The organism is Bradyrhizobium sp. 4 (genome assembly GCF_023100905.1).
Lineage (GTDB): Bacteria > Pseudomonadota > Alphaproteobacteria > Rhizobiales > Xanthobacteraceae > Bradyrhizobium.
Genome location: NZ_CP064686.1, coordinates 7,758,386 through 7,775,216, shown reverse-complemented (window position 1 = coordinate 7,775,216; position 16,831 = coordinate 7,758,386). Strand labels below are relative to the sequence as shown.

17 protein-coding genes are annotated in these 16,831 nt (G+C 65.3%); 4 read left to right on the top strand and 13 right to left on the bottom strand.

What is annotated here, in order from left to right; all coding sequences use genetic code 11:
* Nucleotides 1–10: 10 nt before the first annotated feature.
* A complete protein-coding gene (gene coaA, locus IVB45_RS37175; RefSeq protein WP_007598451.1) occupies nucleotides 11–967 on the top strand; it encodes a type I pantothenate kinase in 957 nt (318 codons plus the stop codon).
* 99 nt (nucleotides 968–1,066) lie between these two features.
* A complete protein-coding gene (locus IVB45_RS37170) occupies nucleotides 1,067–1,306 on the top strand; it encodes a hypothetical protein (protein ID WP_027566233.1) in 240 nt (79 codons plus the stop codon).
* A gap of 60 nt (nucleotides 1,307–1,366) precedes the next feature.
* Here the strand turns inward: IVB45_RS37170 and IVB45_RS37165 are convergent, their stop codons facing one another.
* The 6 genes from IVB45_RS37165 to IVB45_RS37140 form a co-directional block, all read right to left on the bottom strand.
* Nucleotides 1,367–2,425, bottom strand: a complete 1,059-nt coding sequence (locus tag IVB45_RS37165) for an AI-2E family transporter (protein ID WP_247285045.1) — start codon at nucleotides 2,423–2,425, stop codon at nucleotides 1,367–1,369.
* A 54-nt stretch (nucleotides 2,426–2,479) separates the two neighbouring features.
* On the bottom strand, nucleotides 2,480–3,109 hold the full coding sequence (locus IVB45_RS37160) for a histidine phosphatase family protein (protein WP_247357371.1): 630 nt from the start codon (nucleotides 3,107–3,109) through the stop codon (nucleotides 2,480–2,482).
* Nucleotides 3,110–3,210: 101 nt separating this feature from the next.
* Nucleotides 3,211–5,436 (bottom strand): ATP-binding protein, encoded by a 2,226-nt coding sequence (locus IVB45_RS37155; protein WP_247357372.1) that lies wholly within the window; start codon nucleotides 5,434–5,436, stop codon nucleotides 3,211–3,213.
* Between the two features lie 140 nt (nucleotides 5,437–5,576).
* The gene (locus tag IVB45_RS37150) at nucleotides 5,577–6,044 is read right to left on the bottom strand and encodes a hypothetical protein (RefSeq protein WP_063992229.1); all 468 of its coding nucleotides are present in this window, start codon (nucleotides 6,042–6,044) and stop codon (nucleotides 5,577–5,579) included.
* 118 nt (nucleotides 6,045–6,162) lie between these two features.
* Entirely contained in the window at nucleotides 6,163–6,504 is a 342-nt protein-coding gene (locus tag IVB45_RS37145; protein WP_247285049.1) for a hypothetical protein, read from the bottom strand.
* Nucleotides 6,505–6,556: 52 nt separating this feature from the next.
* Nucleotides 6,557–8,095, bottom strand: a complete 1,539-nt coding sequence (locus tag IVB45_RS37140) for a YifB family Mg chelatase-like AAA ATPase (protein ID WP_247357373.1) — start codon at nucleotides 8,093–8,095, stop codon at nucleotides 6,557–6,559.
* Nucleotides 8,096–8,321: 226 nt separating this feature from the next.
* On the opposite strand from IVB45_RS37140, the gene IVB45_RS37135 reads away from it, so the two are divergent.
* Both IVB45_RS37135 and IVB45_RS37130 read left to right on the top strand, forming a co-directional pair.
* Nucleotides 8,322–8,567 carry a PilZ domain-containing protein gene (locus tag IVB45_RS37135; protein ID WP_007598461.1) on the top strand — a complete coding sequence of 82 codons (246 nt, stop codon included), beginning with the start codon at nucleotides 8,322–8,324 and terminating at the stop codon, nucleotides 8,565–8,567.
* 79 nt (nucleotides 8,568–8,646) lie between these two features.
* The gene (locus IVB45_RS37130; protein ID WP_247357374.1) at nucleotides 8,647–9,432 is read left to right on the top strand and encodes a tetratricopeptide repeat protein; all 786 of its coding nucleotides are present in this window, start codon (nucleotides 8,647–8,649) and stop codon (nucleotides 9,430–9,432) included.
* Between the two features lie 28 nt (nucleotides 9,433–9,460).
* On the opposite strand, the gene IVB45_RS37125 is transcribed toward IVB45_RS37130, so the two are convergent.
* From IVB45_RS37125 to rsmI, 7 genes are all read right to left on the bottom strand, one after another.
* Nucleotides 9,461–10,750: an AAA family ATPase gene (locus IVB45_RS37125; protein ID WP_106943964.1), complete on the bottom strand. Its 1,290-nt coding sequence runs from the start codon at nucleotides 10,748–10,750 to the stop codon at nucleotides 9,461–9,463.
* Nucleotides 10,747–11,481, bottom strand: coding sequence for a CpaD family pilus assembly protein (locus IVB45_RS37120; RefSeq protein WP_027566224.1), 735 nt, complete (start codon nucleotides 11,479–11,481; stop codon nucleotides 10,747–10,749). The genes IVB45_RS37125 and IVB45_RS37120 overlap by 4 nt, the downstream gene beginning before the upstream one ends.
* 56 nt (nucleotides 11,482–11,537) lie before the next feature.
* Nucleotides 11,538–13,055, bottom strand: coding sequence for a type II and III secretion system protein family protein (locus IVB45_RS37115; protein ID WP_247358099.1), 1,518 nt, complete (start codon nucleotides 13,053–13,055; stop codon nucleotides 11,538–11,540).
* Nucleotides 13,056–13,065: 10 nt separating this feature from the next.
* Nucleotides 13,066–13,869, bottom strand: a complete 804-nt coding sequence (cpaB, locus tag IVB45_RS37110; RefSeq protein WP_247357375.1) for a Flp pilus assembly protein CpaB — start codon at nucleotides 13,867–13,869, stop codon at nucleotides 13,066–13,068.
* Between the two features lie 398 nt (nucleotides 13,870–14,267).
* Entirely contained in the window at nucleotides 14,268–15,212 is a 945-nt protein-coding gene (gene gshB / locus IVB45_RS37105; RefSeq protein WP_027566221.1) for a glutathione synthase, read from the bottom strand.
* A gap of 10 nt (nucleotides 15,213–15,222) precedes the next feature.
* The gene (locus tag IVB45_RS37100; protein WP_027514794.1) at nucleotides 15,223–15,624 is read right to left on the bottom strand and encodes a YraN family protein; all 402 of its coding nucleotides are present in this window, start codon (nucleotides 15,622–15,624) and stop codon (nucleotides 15,223–15,225) included.
* Entirely contained in the window at nucleotides 15,611–16,561 is a 951-nt protein-coding gene (gene rsmI / locus IVB45_RS37095) for a 16S rRNA (cytidine(1402)-2'-O)-methyltransferase (RefSeq protein ID WP_247357376.1), read from the bottom strand. The genes IVB45_RS37100 and rsmI overlap by 14 nt, the downstream gene beginning before the upstream one ends.
* Between the last annotated feature and the right edge of the window lie 270 nt (nucleotides 16,562–16,831).

Below are 16,831 nucleotides of genomic sequence, written 5' to 3'. Positions count from 1 at the left end.
GAGTCGCGTCATGGATATCCGCGCACCCGAGCAGCAGTATAACCCGTACCGCGTCTATACGCGCGAGGAGTGGTCGCGACTGCGCGACGACACGCCGATGACGCTGGAGCCGGGTGAGTTCGACCGGCTGCGCTCGCTGCACGACCGCCTCGACTTGCAGGAGGTCGAGGACATCTACCTGCCACTGTCGCGCCTGCTGTCGATCTATGTCGATGCGATGCAGCGGCTCTATTACGCGGAGCGCCAGTTTCTCAATATCCGCGACCGCAAGATGCCCTACATCATCGGCGTCGCCGGTTCGGTCGCGGTTGGAAAATCCACCACGGCCCGCGTGCTTCAGGCGCTGCTGGCGCGCTGGTCGCCGCGTCCCAAGGTCGAGCTGATCACCACCGACGGATTTCTGTATCCCAACGCCGTGCTGGAGCGGCAGGGCATCATGCAGAAGAAGGGTTTTCCGGAGAGCTACGACCTGCCGCTGCTGCTCAGCTTCCTCTCCGACATCAAGGCCGGCCGCCGCCATGTGCGCGCGCCGGTCTATTCGCATTTGACCTACGACATCGTGCCGAACCAGTGGGCCGAGATCGACCAGCCCGACATCCTGATCGTCGAGGGCGTCAACGTGCTGCAGACCGGCAAGCTGCCGCGTGACGGGAAGGCCGTGCCCGTCGTGTCCGACTTCTTCGATTTCTCGGTCTATATCGACGCCGATGAGGCCGCGCTGCGGCAGTGGTACATCAGGCGCTTCCTGTCGCTGCGCGACACTGCGTTCACCAATCCGAAATCCTACTTCAACCGCTACGCGCTGTTGTCGGACGAGGAAGCCACCGCCACCGCGATCGCGATCTGGGAACGCACCAACCTCGCCAATCTCGAAGACAACATCCTGCCGACCCGCCCCCGCGCGACCCTGATCCTGAAGAAGGGCGCCGACCACACGGTGGCAAGCGTGGCGCTCAGGCGGCTGTAACCGCTGCGGTCGACGGCTCTAGCCCGCGCGCGCAAAGTGTCTTTTGTTGCAGACCGACAAAGGGTATTCGGCTATGAGCTCCGTAAACGCGAGGGACCCATGGTTGATCGTCTCAGAAACGCCGCCGAGCATCTCGAAGCACCGACCTGCCCGGACTGCCATATCGAGATGAAGTGGTTCCGTTCCGAGCTGCTGGCGGACGAGCCAACCCCGGTCATCGCGCATCTCTTCGTGTGTCCGCATTGCAAGCGCGCGGCCCAGGCAGATACTAAATTCAAGGGCACCGCGACTCCGCCGGCCAAGCTGTCCGCGCCGCGGTTTGCTGCTCACGCCTCATAGCATTCGGGGGGAACGGATTCGGCGCTCGGCTGACCGCCGGATAGTAACTCGGCATGACGATCATTTCCGGACCTCCTGTCGCGCTTTCGAAGCGATGAAGATGTGCCACGCCGTGAGAAACATCGCGGCGACGAGTGGGCCGATGACGAACCCGTTCGCTCCGAACGCCGCAAGGCCGCCTACGGTAGCGAGCAGCACGACATAGCTCGGCATTTGGATCGACTGGCCGACCAGGATCGGACGGAGAAAATTGTCCGCAAGACCGATCACGAAGATCCCGAAGGCGAGCAGGATGATCCCTTTCGTGACTGAGCCTGCCACAAGCAGGTAGAGCGCGACCGGAACCCAAACTAGCGCAGAGCCGAGCACGGGCAGAAGCGAGAGCAGCGCCATCAGGGCGCCCGCCAGCAGTGGGACAGTCAAGCCGAGCACCCAGAAAATCAGCCCGCCAAGCGCTCCCTGAATTAGCGCAACGAGAACGATCCCCTTGATCGTCCCGCGAACCGCCAGGGTGAACGCATTCAGAATCTCGCTGGTGTGGCTCGGCCGCAGCGGGAGCGCGTCGCGGATCCGTACGTTGAGCTCGTCACCATCACGGAGCAGGAAGAACAGCAGGTACAACATCACGAGCAAGCTTGCGACGAACTCCAGCGTCAACTGACCGATGTTAATGGCGTGTCCCGCCAGCTGTTGGCCGGCAGGGACGACCAGACTCGACAGACGTTCCTTCAGGGCCGAAAAATCGATGCCAGCCAGGCGATCCGACAGGGAAGTAGCCCAGGCGGGCAACGCGGATTTCAGCTGCTGCAGGGGATGAGCGAAACTGATCTCCCCACTCTGAGCGCGCTGATACAGCTCCCCACCCTGGTCGATGAGCGAGGCGATGACGACCGCCACGGGGATGAGGACCATGACGATCACGACGACGACAGTGAACGATGCGGCGAGGTTGCGCCGTCCCGGAAGCGTTTCGAGAGCGCGGCGATAGAGTGGCGCGAAGATGATCGCCAGAAGCGTGGCCCACAACAACGCGCCGGAGAACGGCCAAAGTACCCACCCGAATGCCAGCGAGATCGCGGCAAGCAAGACGAGGAATGAGCGGTCTTCCGACGTTCTCACGTGTTCCCTAGCCCTTCTGTTGCCAGAGCATGATCCGGACCCGATGTCCGGCCGTCACTTGTCTGCTTTCGCGGTCCAGTCGGCGAGCTTGATGCGTCCTGCAAGGGTTGCGGGACCCGAGCTGCCGGCCTTGTAGATGAAAGCTTCGCCCTCCTGCACGTCCCCGGCATCCTTGCCGAAGGCATCGGCGATGTTGGTCTTGTGGGTGACCAGGACCGTGTTGGTGCCGGCCTGGGGCGGCGCGTCGACGAGCTGCCGCACGGCCTGGCCCGCCTTTGCATTTGCACCGGTCGGATTTGCCATGCCCGACGCACTCGCGTTGCTGCTGTCCGTCAAGGCGTCGACCGGCTTGACCTCGCGGCCGGAGATCAGTCTGCCCGCCTCGATCGCGCGGTTCAGCCGGCTGGTGTAGACGTCGCCGATCGGGATCGCGAGTTCCTTGATGGCCGTTCCGATCTGGCGCGCCATGTCCCGGCCCTTTTCACTGAGCTGACGCTGGGCGCTCATGTCGTCGAATTTGAAAGGGTAGACATCTTTTTGACTGTCGTCGGTGGCGGTGTGGCGAAACACCAGCACGTAGCCGCCTTGCTTGAGCGAGGCGATCAGTTGCGAGCTATCGGCCGCGGTGGCTTGAGTGGAACCCCAGAGAAGGATCACGAAGGCGAGGCGGCAAAGCAAGTTCATGCGAAATCCTCTGTTAAAATGCCCCAGAGGATGGTGACGCGCGACGCGGTCGATTTCAATTGTCGATTGCCGTCCGAGATCGGGTTCCTATGGAATCCGGATCAAACCGCCAGCTGCCGCGCCGCCGCCAGTCCGGCCAGCGCCTCTTCCAGCTTCTCGCGATCGAGCGGCTTGATCAGGAACCCGTTCATCCCTGCTTCAAAGCAGGCGTAGCGATCCTCCACCAGCGTATTGGCGGTGAGCGCGAGAATCGACGTGTGGTGGCCGCCTTTGGCTGCTTCATGCGCGCGGATTCGTTTTGTCGTTTCGATGCCATCAAGCTGCGGCATCTGGATGTCCATCAGCACGAGATCATAGGGCGTGCCGGCCGATGACGCGCCGAGCCAGGATTCCAGCGCGGCCTCGCCATGGACAGCGATGACGACGCGGTGGCCGAGTTTCGTCAGCAGCGAGCGCATCAACAGCGCGTTGATCTCGTTGTCCTCGGCGACGAGAATCGACAGGCCTTTCGCCGGTACCGCGCCGGCGGGTTGAGCCGATGGCTCCGGCGCGAGATCGGGCGAGGCGACCTCCGGGGGCAACGAGAGGCGTGCGGCGAGTGAGGCCGCGCGCAGCGGCTTCACCAGGAAGCCGGTGAAGGCCGGCGAGAGTTTCTCGTGGCGCGAGCCCGACGTCAGCAGCACCAGGCGTTGCGTCGCATGGCTGCGTGCGGCTTCGCCGAGGCGGTCGGCGATGGCAGCGCCGAGCGCGCGATCGATCAGCACCGAATGCCATGAGCGTTCCGGAAGCAGCGCTTCCGCCACCGCGGCGTCAGTCACCATGCAGGTCTGGCCACCCCAGCGCTCCAGCCGCCGCGCGATCAGGGAGGCCTCGATTCCGTCGGCGATCAGCAGGATCGACTTGCCGGCGAGATCGGGGCTCGGGAATGTCGTCTGTTCGACGCCGGCGAGGGATGACGCCAGCGGTACCGCGACCTCGAAGGTCGCGCCCTTGCCCGGCTCGCTCGTAAGCGTGATGCGGCCGCCCATGCGCTTGACGATGCGCTCGCTGATGGCGAGACCGAGGCCGGTGCCGCCATGGGTGCGGGCGACGCGTTCGTCGGCCTGCTCGAATTCGCGGAAGATGCGCTGTTGCGCGTCGGCTGCGATGCCGATGCCGGTGTCGCGCACCAGAAAACTGATCTCGTTCGGCCAGATGCCGGGCTCGACGATCAGCGCGACGCCGCCGCTCGCGGTGAACTTGATGGCGTTGCCGGCGAGGTTGAGCAGCACCTGGCGCAGCCGCGCGGCGTCGCCGACCACTTCAAGCGGCAGCCGCTCGTCGACATAGGCGGCGATCTCGAGCTGCTTTGCCTGCGCGCGCGGCGCGAGCAGCTCGGTGATGTCCTCGATCAGGGCCGAGAGCGCAAACGGACGCTGCTCGAGATCGAGCTTGCCGGCTTCGATCTTGGAATAGTCGAGCAACTCCTCGATCAGCGCCATCAGCGCTTCGCCGGAGGTCTTCACGGCCCTGGCGTAGGTCGACTGCTCCGGCGTCAGCGTGGTGTCGAGCAGCAGCCCGCCCATGCCGATGATGCCGTTGAGCGGCGTGCGGATCTCGTGCGAGGCCATGGCCAGGAAGCGCGATTTCGCCCGGTTGGCGGCGTCGGCCTGGTCGCGGGCGTCGGACAGCGCACGTTCGGTCTCGGTGCGGTCGGTGACATCGCGTCCGACGCTCTGCAATTCGGCGGGCTGGCCGGCGTCGAGGCGGACATAGCCTTCGCGCCAGGCGATCCAGCGCGCGCCGAGCGGGGTTGCGATCTTCTGGTCGTGAATGCGCGTGCCGTTGCTCTCGCGGGCGCTGTCGCCCTGCTCCAGCACGTCGAAATCAAAGCGCGTGCCGACCAGCGCGCCGCGCGCCTGTCCGGCAAGCGCGCAATAGGCGTCGTTGGCGAAGGTGATGCGGCCGCTTGTGTCGCGCAGCACGATCAGATCGCCCTGCTGTTCGAACAGGCTGCGAGCGCGTTCCTCGGCCTCCTTCAGCTCCCAATTGCGGTCGATCAGCGTTTCGTTGTGGGCAGTCAGCGCACGCATCCGCTTGTTGACGAAGCGCAGGCGCATGCTGAGCGTGGCGAGGCCGAGGCAGGCGAGCGCGAACAGGAAGCTGACGCCGATCGCAAACGCATTGGGATCGTAGCCGGACGTCTCGGACCGGCTGCCGGAGACAAATCCATAGGCGCCGCCGAAGGTCGCCGAGAAGATCATGATGGAGCGGATCGCGAAGGCGATTTTTGGGTACTGTCGCCTGAAGCGGCGCATGCGCACCTTGATCCGGAACGTCCGATCCATCGCCACCGACCCGACTCTTTTCTTAAAACGCTGTGCTCGCTGTCAACGACGATGTGCCGTTGACCTTGCGAACAGTTTGAGGCCTTGCCACCGCCTCCAAACAGGGTTGACGAGGTGTTAACGGCGCAGAGCGAGGCGGTTCAAAGCGAAGCGGCCTGGAGATGGCGGTGGCCGCCGCGGGCGCCGACGATCAGCGCCGCCGCCTCGCGCTGGGAGAAGGTCTTCGAGCGCACATAGACGCGGTAATCCGCCGGCCCCTCGCTGGAGAGATAGATCACCTGACCGCCGTCGACGGGCTGCGCCGCAATCGAGATCAGGCGCGTCGAGGGGTTGGCCTGGCAGGACTCCGATTCCGAACCGGGGCCATCGTCGACGACGGCGAAGTCGGCAGCGTCCGCATCCTCGGTGATCTGAACCCGCACCGTGGCGCGCGCGGGATCATCGGTGAAGGCGACATGCACGCCGGCGGTCCAGAACAGCGACGTCAGCTCGACGGAGGTGTCGCCGAGGGCGATGCAGGGATGCGAGACCGATCCGATCTCACTGCGGGCAAACACCGCGGCCGCCAACAGGGGAACAACCGAGGCCAGGATCTTGAAACGCAACATGACACGCTACTCGCCAGGCCCTGTACGGGAACTGATGGGCCTTATGGTTTGCAGAGCGTAAAGGAAACTCGTTACCGCCGGGTTGATGCCGGTATCGGGGGATGAGAGTCTCGGTCGGTTAGGCGCTTTTGTTGGTTTTTCGCTCGACTTCAGTGAGAACCAAATAGCTGTTCTTGCCAAAGCTGATCGCCCACAGCGCCGCCCAGGTACCCCACCTGTTCCTGACCTCGATCTCGACGGTTTGGCCGGGACTGCTGCGAACGACGAGCGGCTGGCTCCTGCCCCAATCAATGCTCGCATCGATCGTGCAGGTGCCGGCCGGCAGCGTGATCTCCAACACGTCGTTTCGTGCAAGCTTCCCAACACTGGTCCCGTTGACCCACAGCTCGTACGACCTCAGCCAATCGGCATATTGGGACGCACGAACAAATCTGATGGTGCAGGCATTCGCATCGGTCATGATCAATCTCGGGCATGGTGATGTTGTCGAGAAAGCTGCGGCGGCGCATCGCTCACGCCAGCTGCCGCACATCTTCCGCGAGCGCGCGGTAGGACAGCGCCTCGGCGAGGTGCAGACGGCCGATTTTGTCGGCGCCGTCGAGATCGGCGAGCGTGCGCGCCACCCGGAGCACGCGGTGATAGCCACGCGCCGACAGCCGCATGGTCTCGGCGGCGTCGCGCAGGAGCTTCTGGCCTTGCGCATCCGGCTTGGCGATCTCCTCCAGCACCGAGGCCGGCGCTTCGGCATTGGTGCGAACCTTCGGCAGGCCGGCATTCGCGTAGCGTGCGAGCTGGATGTCGCGCGCCGCCGCCACGCGCGCGGCGACTTCGGCTGAGCCCTCTGCCGGCGGCGGCAGGATCAGGTCGGCGGCGGTCACCGCGGGAACCTCGATGCGCAAATCGATGCGGTCCATCAGTGGTCCCGAGATGCGGGCCTGGTAGTCGCCGGTGCAGCGATCGATGCGGCCGCGCTTGCAGGCATAGCCGGGCTCGAACGCATTGCCGCAGCGGCAGGGATTCATCGCGGCGACCAGCATGAAGCGCGCGGGATAGGTGACGCGGTGATTGGCGCGGGACACCGAGACCTCGCCGTTCTCCAGCGGCTGGCGCAACGAATCCAGCACGCGCGGATCGAATTCGGGGAGCTCGTCGAGGAACAGCACGCCCTGATGCGCGAGCGAGATCTCGCCGGGCCGGGCGCGCATGCCGCCGCCGGTGAGCGCGGCCATGCTGGCGGAATGATGCGGCGAGCGGAACGGCCGCCGCGCCGTCAGCGCGCCGCCCTCGATCTCGCCGGCAACAGAGGCGATCATCGAGACCTCGAGCAACTCGCCCGGTGACAGCGGTGGCAGGATCGAGGGCAGGCGTGCCGCCAGCATCGATTTGCCGGCGCCCGGCGCGCCGATCATGAGCAGGTGATGACCGCCGGCGGCCGCGATCTCCAGCGCCCGCTTGGCGCTCTCCTGTCCCTTGATGTCGCGCAGGTCGAGCGGCGAGGCAGCGGATTCATGCACCTTCGGCACGGGCCGCGACAGCACCTGCGTTCCCTTGAAGTGGTTGGCGATCTGGATCAGCGAACTCGCGGCGATGATCTGGATGTCCGGACTCGCCCACGCCGCTTCCGAGCCGCAAGCCGCCGGACAGATCAGCCCCTCCTCGCGCACATTGGCGCCGATCGCGGCGGGAAGAACACCGGCCACCGGCGCGATCGATCCGTCGAGGCCAAGCTCGCCCAGAACAGTGAAGCCGGTCAGCGCATCCGGCGGGATCGCGCCGATCGCCCCCATCAGCCCAAGCGCGATCGGCAGGTCATAATGGCTGCCCTCCTTGGGCAGATCGGCGGGCGCGAGATTGACGGTGATCCGCCGCGCCGGCAGCGCCAGCCCCGAGGCGATCAGCGCCGAGCGGACCCGCTCACGTGCCTCCGACACCGCCTTGTCCGGGAGACCGACGATCGCGAAGGCCGGAAGACCCGGCGCGACCTGCACCTGCACGTCGACCGCACGGGCCTCGATCCCCTCAAAGGCGACGGTAGAAACCCGCTGAACCATGCCCGAACCAGCCTGCCCTTTTGCACAATTAGGGGTAGCAGAGCGGGCCGGTTCTTGCAAGAACAATACAGGAACATGCTCAGGGGCCGGGAGGTCCTAACTGAACGTAAACACGACGAAGACACTACGCCTCGAATGCAAGCTGCTCTGCTCAGCACATCCCAACGAATGTCCGCTACTCCTAGGGGTGCGGGATGGGCCGTGGTCTAACGGGTGAACAATTCAAATGCTTGCAAATCGCCGGAGAAGCGAACGACGGATGTGCACGCGGCTCGCCAAGATTCACTTTGGCGCGGGTTCGCTGCCGCGGGACTGCACGATCACGGATATTTCGGATGGCGGCGTGAAAGTGGTGGCGGAGTTCCTGGAAGTGCCGCCGCAATTCACCATCATCTTCGCGCCCGACTATTCCCGGCAGTGCCGCCTGCGCTGGCGCATCGGCTGCGAGTTCGGCGCTGAATTCACCGACTGAGCCGCGCAAGCGCCCCGCCTTAACGGGACTTTAGCGTTAATCGGTAAGCATCTCTGATCAGTCGCCGAGTGATCAGAGTATGTCCAAGCGTTTGTCCGTCGCCTCTCCTCCGGCGAGATATCTGTTTTCCGCGCTTCTGATCCTGGCTCTTGGCGGCTGTCAGACCACTGGCATCGAGGACATCACCGGCGCGCTCGGCGGAAAATCGGAAACGGCTGGCAGGGCCGACACCAAGCCGGACGTGAGGCCGGACATGGACGCGCTGCGCGAGCGCTATCGCGCCAAGCCTGGCGATCCCAACGTCGCGCTCGAATACGGCAAGGCGTTGCGCCAGACCGGCCAGCGCGCGCAGGCGCTCGCGGTGCTGGAGCAGGCCGTGCTCGCCCATTCCAGCAACAAGGCGCTGCTCGCAGGCTACGGCCGCGCGCTCGCCGACAGCGGCAGTTTCCAGCAGGCGTTCGACGTTCTCGGCCGCGCGCATTCGCCCGAGGATCCCGACTGGCATATCCTGTCGGCGCAGGGCGCCGCCCTCGATCAACTCGGCCGCAACGAGGAAGCGCAGCAATATTACGCCGCCGCGCTCAAGATCGTGCCGGACGAGCCGTCGGTGCTGTCCAATCTCGGACTGTCCTACATGCTGCAGAACAATCTGCCGCGGGCAGAGGAAACGATGCGCCGGGCGCACGCGCGCAATCCCGCCGATCTCCGCGTGCGCGCCAATCTCGCGCTCGTGCTGGGACTGGAAGGAAAGCAGGCCGAGGCCGAAACCATCGTGAAGGCGGACCTGCCGCCGGATCAGGCGGCGGCAAAGGTCACGGCGCTGCGGCAGTTGCTGGTGAAGAAGCAGCAGCGGGCGGAGAAGTAACCCGCCCTCGCGCGTCAGGAAGCCTTGCTCAGGATGCCTTGCGATGCGGGGCTGACCCGCGCCCCGACCTACCCTTCAGCTTCTTCAGCAGCGGCCCGAGCAGCGAGCGCTTCGGCTTCTTCACCTCGCCGCGCCCGGCAAGGCGGTTCGCCATGTTCTGGAACAGTTCGGTGGTGCGGTGGCTCTTGGAGACCTCCGCGATCATCTGGCCGTTGTTGGCCGCGGTCGAGAACAGCTTCGAATCGAACGGGATCACCGCGATCGGCTGGCTCTCCATGGTCTTGGCGAAGGCCTTGACCTCGATCTCCGCACGCTTGGGCATGCCGACCTGGTTGATGCAGTAGAGCGGTGGCCGGTCGTTCGGCCGCGCCGCCTTCAACACGTTCAGCATGTTCTTGGTGTTGCGCAGGTTCGCAAGATCGGGCTCGGCCACGATCACGATGTCGTCCGCGTTGACCAGCGCGCGTCGCGTCCAGCCCGACCATTGATGGGGAACGTCGAGCACGATGCAGGGCGTGGTCATGCGCAGCGTGTCGAACACCGCATCGAAGGCCTCCGCGCCGAAATCGTAGACGCGGTCAAGGGTGGCAGGCGCGGCAAGGAGGCTGAGACGCTCGGTGCATTTGGAGAGCAGACGCTCCATCAGGGCCGTGTCCGGCCGATCCTGCGACAGCACCGCATTGGCGATGCCCTGCACCGGGTCCTGATTGTAGTCGAGACCCGCGGTGCCGAAGGCGAGGTCGAGATCGATCACGACGGAATCGAGTGCGAGGTCGCGGGCGATGGTCCAGGCCACATTGTGCGCGACGGTGGAGGCGCCGACACCGCCCTTGGCGCCGACCACCGCGATGACGCGGCCGGTGATGATGGTTTCGGACGCCGAGAACAGGCTGCAGATCGAGCGGACGACGTCGAGCGTCTCGACCGGTCCCACCACATAGTCGTTGACGCCGCGGCGGACCAGCTCGCGATAGGGCGCGGTGTCGTTGGGATTGCCGATCACGACCACGCGGGTGCCGGGATCGCAGACGCCGGCGAGGTCGTCGAGGCCCTCGAGAATGTCGCGGGTGCCGTCGGATTCGATCACGATGACGTTCGGCGTCGGCATCGTTTCATAGACTTCGATTGCCGCAGCTAAGCCACCGTCCTTGGCGGTGAGATGCGCCTTGGCGAGGCGGCGATCCTGCCCGGCCGCGGTCACCGCGGCGAGCGTCTGCTCGGTCTCGCAAAAGGCCTGCACGGAGATGCGAGGAACCGGCGCAATGTGTTCCTCGGGGTGCTGCGGATCGTCCGCTTCTTCGTCGTGGACGCGTGTCATCTGCCTGTATCGCTGAGTTTGGCCTTGTCGGCGTCTGGATTCATGGTCGCGATCGGCGTGCCCTTGCGATAGCGCTCGAAGGCCACGTCACGCCGTGCGTTATAGGCCGGCGTCTCGGACCGCGGCTGCTCGAGGTCGGCCGGATTGTCGATCATGGCCGCGAGGTTGCGCTGGCTGGCGCAGCCCAGATTGAAATAGGGCCGGTTCTCGTTGTAGCCGGGGTCGAGGATGGAGGGGCCGAGATCTTCCGGCCACAGCCCGCAGGGGCCTGCGACCGCGGCGATCCGGGAATAGCTCAGACGGATGGTGGGCAGCAGTCCGGGATCCTCGGGCCGATAGGGATGCTGGACGATGGCACGCGCGGGTACGCCGCCGGAGGCGAGCACGGAACGGATTTCGTGATAGGTCGCTGCCGCCGCGCGCGAATTCGCGGCGTTGACGGGGACGTCGACGACGACCGAGCCGGTACCTTCGCGCACCCAGTCCCGGGCAATGCCGGCGACGTCCGCGTGCTGCGCGGCCGAGAGGCCGCCGCGAGCCTTGCCGACGAAGATCACGATCGACTTCTTGGCTTCCTCGACCGCGATCGGGTGACGCTGGCGATAGTCGGTCGGCACCGTCTGGGTGACGACCTCGCCGGTGGTGTTGCAGGCGCCCAGCATGACGGAGAGCCCCGTCAGTGCCAGCGCGACGCTCAACTTGCGACGTCGATCGGCCATGGTCTTCGTCATCGCTTCATCCCCTCGTGCCCCGTCTCTTGCCCCATTCCCAAGCCGTCCGTTCGTCATCAGTCGATGATGAAGCCGAAATCACCGGGCGTGCCCGCGATCGGATCGACGCGGCGCGCGATGCCATAGAGGCGGTTCATGCGGCCGAGCAGCGCGGTCTGGGCATCGGACGCCGGTGCGAAGCCGTCGTCGGGCCGGGACAGCTCCTTCTGGGCCACCGCGCGCACCACATAGGGCGTCACGATCACCATCAGCTCGGTCTCGTTGTTGACGAAGTCCTGGCTGCGGAACAGCGCGCCGATGATCGGCACCTGGTCGACGCCGGGCAGGCCGTTGATCGCCTGTTTGGTCTGCTGCTGGATCAGGCCGGCCATCGCCATCGAGCCGCCCGAGGGAATTTCCAGCGTCGTTTCGGCGCGGCGGGTCTGGATCGAGGGGATGGTGATCGAGTTGGTCGAGTTCGAGGACAGCGCCTGGGTGACCGTGATGGCGCTCTGGTTCGACAGCTCGGACACCTCGGTCATGACGCGCAGGCTGATCCTGCCCTCGCTCAATACGACCGGGGTAAAGTTCAGGGAGATGCCGAACTTCTTGTAGGTGATCTGGGTGGTGCAAACGTGGGTGACGGGATCGCAGGCATAGCCGGACGGAATGGGGAATTCGCCGCCGGCGATGAAGGTGGCGGATTCGCCGGAGATCGCGGTCAGGCTCGGCTCGGCGAGCGTGCGCATGACACCGGCACTTTCCATCGCGCGCATCGTGGCGCTGACGGTCGCGAAGCCCTTGGTGAGCCCGGCGACACCTAATCCGTTGTTGCTGACGATCGGTCCGCCGCTGACCGAGAACGGGTTCGAATTGTTGAAGTTCACCACCGCGGTGCCGGCATTCAGGCTGGCGCTGAGATCGACGCCCAACTGCTTGACGATATCGCGGCGCACTTCGCCGACGACGACCTTGAGCATCACCTGGTCGCGGCCGCGCACGACGATGTTGTTGACCACCTTCTCGGAGCCGCCGACCAGTTTGGCGGCGACGTCGCCGGCCTGCTGGGCCTCGACCGGGCTCGACACCGAGCCGGTGAGCATCACGCTGTCGCCGACACCCTCGATCTGCACGCCCGGCAGCGACTGACGCAGCGCCGTGCGCATGCCGTTGAGATCGCGCTTCACCGCGATGTCGTAGGCGGCCACCTGCTGGCCGTCGGCGGCGAAGAACACGACGTTGGTCTGGCCGACCTGTCCGCCGATGATATAGGCGCGTTGGGCCGAGCGGATCACGGCATTGGCGATCTTGGGATCGGCGACCAGCACGTCCTTGACGTCGCGCGGCAGGTCGATCACGGCGGACTTGCCGACGCCGAGCGACAGGAAGCGCGTCTTCGCCGGTGCAATCGTCCCGACCGGGGACACATCGAGATCCGCTGCTTGCATGGGCGCCTGGTCGCCGACCGGCGCATCCGCGGCGCTGACGACATCGGGGGCTGCGAGCAGCCCCAGGATCAGCATCGTCCCCGTCCAGACCGAGTGCGCGCGATTCCCCCGAATGCGCATGCCCGTCCGATCATCCCCAAAGTTCATCATATCCCCATCACTTCTGTGACGTCAGTTGCCGCGCCTGTACGCCGTAGCGGATTACGTTGACTCCGCCGGACCGCTTGCTCGCCTGGTCCTCGGGCGCGCTGTCGACCGAGTTGACATCGACGATGCTGCGCAGCGCGAGTGTCAGCGTGCCGCCCTGGCGCGCTGCCGATAGCGTGGCGACCTGGTCGGGCTTGAGCTCGAGCGTGACGGTCCTGCCGACGACGGCGTTCTGGCCGTCCTTTTCCTTCGGCGCCTGGTCGATCGCGAGCACGCGGATATTGGTCAGAATCGCCTCGGACAGGATGAGGTCGTTACCGGCGGCCCCGTCAGGATTCTTCAGGCGGCGGGTCAGCACGATGTCGACGCGGTCATTCGGCAGGATGAAGCCGCCGGCGGCAGTCTCGGCTGAAATCTCGGTCGAGACGGCGCGCATGCCCGACGGCAGGATCGCGGCCATGAAGCCGGAGCCGTCGGCCTTGACCAGCTTCTGCTCGCGGATCGGCTCGCCCTGCATCAACGGCACGCGTGCGATCGAGCCTGCGATCTGGATCTGCGCCTCGGGCCTGTTGTCGCGGCGGATGAAGGCGCTGCTCGCGGTCGCCGCCGGCCAGACCTGCCATTGCAGGTCCTCGGGCTTCACGGCTTGACCGAGCTGGATGTCGTTCTTGGCGATCAGGACCTCGACCGTCGGCAGCTTCTCGGCGACGGGGAGAATGGGCGCGGGCTTGTTGTCATAGCCGCTCGCCAGATACGCAGCGACGCCGCCGGCGCCCAGTGCGATGACGAGAACGACAATGCGTGCGGTGTTCATACGCTTCTACTCTTACGCGGGGCACTCGAACCGCACCTGGCGGGTTCCCCGTGTCGATGAGTAGGCAGTAAAAGTATAAGCGGTGTTGCGAGGCCGAATGCGATCGACGGCCGCGCTGTGGTCTTTCGGCAGATGGTGAACGTCGCGTTAGCCGGTCGGCCACTGGCCCCGTAGTTTCACGCAGTTGCGGCCCGTGCGTTCGAATGATGCGCGCCGCGTCATGGTGAATGCGTGGTTAGTGATATGGCGACGATGACATCGCGCCATCATTCCAGTGAGACGCAACGCAATGCCGCACATCTCCGGTGTCGTCCCGACCTAGTGCGCAATTGCGCACGGGGGGCCGGGACGACGCGGGAGAGATCGCCGACTACAAGAACGCGGTCATACAAACGCGGTTACTTCGCCCGCTTCTGCTCGATCACGTCCCAGAGTTTTGCGGCAACGTCCGGTCCGCCGAGGCGCGCGATGGCGCGGATGCCGGTTGGCGAGGTCACGTTGATCTCGGTGAGGTTGCCGTTGATGACGTCGATACCGACGAACAACAGCCCGCGCTCGCGCAGCGCCGGGCCGACGGTGGCGCAGATCTCGCGCTCGCGCGGCGTGAGCTCGGTCTCCTGCGCCGCGCCGCCGCGCACCATGTTGGAGCGGAGGTCGTCGGCGGCCGGCACGCGATTCACCGCGCCGGCGAACTCGCCGTTGATCAGGATGATGCGCTTGTCGCCGTGCTTGACCTCGGGGATGAACTGCTGGATCACCCAGGCTTCCTTGAACGTCACCGAGAACATGTCGAACAGCGAGCCGAAATTCATGTCCTGCGGCATCACGCGGAACACCGCCGCGCCGCCATGGCCGTGCAGCGGCTTCATGACCACGGCGCCGTGCCTGTCGCGAAATGCGTTGATCTCGTCGAGGTCGCGCGAGATCAGCGTCGGCGGCATCAGCTGCGGGAAGTTCATCACGAACAGCTTTTCCGGCGCGTTGCGCACCGAAGCGGGGTCGTTGACGACGAGCGTCTTCGGATGGATGCGTTCGAGAAGGTGCGTCGAGGTGATGTAGGCGAGGTCGAACGGCGGATCCTGGCGGAGCAGCACCACGTCGAAGCCGTTGAGCGCCTCGCGCCTGGGCTCACCCAGGGTGAAATGATTGCCGGGCTCGTCGCGCACGGTGAGCAGCTGAACCGGAGCGACGATCTCCTCGCCGACCATCGAGAGCTTGTCGGGCGTGTAATAGGACAGACCATGGCCGCGCTTCTGCGCCTCCAGGAGCAGCGCAAAGGTGGAATCGCCCTTGATGTTGATGCGGGCGATGGGGTCCATCTGGACGGCGACGTTCAGTTTCATGGTCTGCCTTTCAGGTCGAGGCGTCGAATGCCGCCAACACATGGCGTGGAAGTGACCGCGGCGCAATTAGCATGGCATCGAATCGCATTTCAAATTCCGCATGCTCGGGATGCGCAACGAGCCAGCCTTGCGCGGCGTCGATGATGCGCTGCTGCTGGCGCGGCGTCACCGCGAAGGCGGCGTCGTCCAGGGTCGCGCGCGCCTTGACCTCGACGAAGGCAATCAAATTGCGGCGGCGCGCCACGATGTCGATCTCGCCATGCGGCGTGCGGAAGCGCTTGGCGAGAATGCGGTAGCCCTTGGCCATGAGATAGGCCGCGGCGCGGCTTTCCGCGGAGATGCCGGTGCGAAACGCGGCGATACGCTCGGGTGAGGCGATTTTCGGTTCCGCCGGCGTCTCAGTCTTCGCCATCGCCGCCCCGCAGATCTTTGGCAAGCTCGAGCGCGCGGGCATAGACCTCGCGGCGCGGCCGGCCCGAGAGCGCGACCGCATGCGCGACCGCATCCTTGACGCTGTTCGCAGCGAGCTGCTCGCGCAGGAGGTCGTCGAGCGCGTCCGATGTCAGCATCTCGGCATCGGCCGCAGGCGGAGCGATCACCAGCACGAATTCGCCGCGCGTCTCCAGCGTGTCGGCACCAAGCGCCAGCTCACGCAGCGTCGCGCGCGAAATCTGCTCGTGCAGTTTCGTCAGCTCGCGGCAGATCGCGGCTTCACGGGTCCCCATGATCTCGGCGAGCTCGGCGAGCGTGTCCTGCACGCGGTTGCCGGAATCGAACATCACCAGCGTCGCATCGATGCGCGCAAGCTCGGCCAGGCGCGACTTCCGCGCGGCTGATTTGGAAGGCAGAAAGCCTTCGAAGAAGAAGCGGTCGGTTGGCAGCGCTGCGACCGACAGCGCCGCCAGCACCGAGGACGGGCCGGGCAGCGCGTAGACGGCGTGGCCGGCGGCGCAGACCTCGCGCACCAGCTTGTAGCCGGGGTCCGAGATCAGCGGCGTGCCGGCGTCCGACACCAGCGCGATCGAGCCGCCCTGCGAAAGCCGCTCCAGGATTTTTGGACGGGCCGCTTCCGCGTTATGCTCGTGATACTGCTTGAGCTGCGCGGAGATGTCGTAGCGCTCGGTCAAACGCCGCGTGATCCGGGTGTCCTCGCAGGCGATGACATCGACCCCGGCGAGGGTCTGCAGTGCTCGCAGCGTGATGTCGCCGAGATTGCCGATGGGGGTCGCGACCAGGTGCAGGCCAGGCGCGGCCTTCGGCGCGACAAGCCGATGGGCGTCGATGGAGAAACCGCGCGAGGCGGGCTCCGTAGTCTCAGGTGTATTTATCGGGGACGGCTTTGCGCGCATAATCAGACGAACTTAGGCATGATCCCCGGGGCTGGGAACCGGTCCCCGGAAAAAGATCGTGCCTGGGCAAGGGGCGAGGCAAGGACTGGAATGTGATCCATTCGGCATCACATTCCCCAGGGAATGAAGCGTCAGCGCCATATTCGCGGCGGAAACGCCGCCTTGATGCTTGGTGACGGACGGCGGACAGCTAGCCAGAACTTGAGAGGAAGCCGCGTTAAGCGGGCATTATCCTTTTGTTTGAGTTAACTATTTGCCGACAATATGCCT

Coding starts and splice junctions, on each gene's coding strand:
- coaA (WP_007598451.1), top strand. CDS start 11: ATGGATATCCGCGCACCCGAGCAGCAGTATAACCCGTACCGCGTCTAT.
- IVB45_RS37170 (WP_027566233.1), top strand. CDS start 1,067: ATGGTTGATCGTCTCAGAAACGCCGCCGAGCATCTCGAAGCACCGACC.
- IVB45_RS37160 (WP_247357371.1), bottom strand. CDS start 3,109: ATGAACTTGCTTTGCCGCCTCGCCTTCGTGATCCTTCTCTGGGGTTCC.
- IVB45_RS37155 (WP_247357372.1), bottom strand. CDS start 5,436: ATGGATCGGACGTTCCGGATCAAGGTGCGCATGCGCCGCTTCAGGCGA.
- IVB45_RS37150 (WP_063992229.1), bottom strand. CDS start 6,044: ATGTTGCGTTTCAAGATCCTGGCCTCGGTTGTTCCCCTGTTGGCGGCC.
- IVB45_RS37145 (WP_247285049.1), bottom strand. CDS start 6,504: ATGACCGATGCGAATGCCTGCACCATCAGATTTGTTCGTGCGTCCCAA.
- IVB45_RS37140 (WP_247357373.1), bottom strand. CDS start 8,095: ATGGTTCAGCGGGTTTCTACCGTCGCCTTTGAGGGGATCGAGGCCCGT.
- IVB45_RS37135 (WP_007598461.1), top strand. CDS start 8,322: ATGCTTGCAAATCGCCGGAGAAGCGAACGACGGATGTGCACGCGGCTC.
- IVB45_RS37130 (WP_247357374.1), top strand. CDS start 8,647: ATGTCCAAGCGTTTGTCCGTCGCCTCTCCTCCGGCGAGATATCTGTTT.
- IVB45_RS37125 (WP_106943964.1), bottom strand. CDS start 10,750: ATGACACGCGTCCACGACGAAGAAGCGGACGATCCGCAGCACCCCGAG.
- IVB45_RS37120 (WP_027566224.1), bottom strand. CDS start 11,481: ATGACGAAGACCATGGCCGATCGACGTCGCAAGTTGAGCGTCGCGCTG.
- IVB45_RS37115 (WP_247358099.1), bottom strand. CDS start 13,055: ATGAACTTTGGGGATGATCGGACGGGCATGCGCATTCGGGGGAATCGC.
- cpaB (WP_247357375.1), bottom strand. CDS start 13,869: ATGAACACCGCACGCATTGTCGTTCTCGTCATCGCACTGGGCGCCGGC.
- gshB (WP_027566221.1), bottom strand. CDS start 15,212: ATGAAACTGAACGTCGCCGTCCAGATGGACCCCATCGCCCGCATCAAC.
- IVB45_RS37100 (WP_027514794.1), bottom strand. CDS start 15,624: ATGGCGAAGACTGAGACGCCGGCGGAACCGAAAATCGCCTCACCCGAG.
- rsmI (WP_247357376.1), bottom strand. CDS start 16,561: ATGCGCGCAAAGCCGTCCCCGATAAATACACCTGAGACTACGGAGCCC.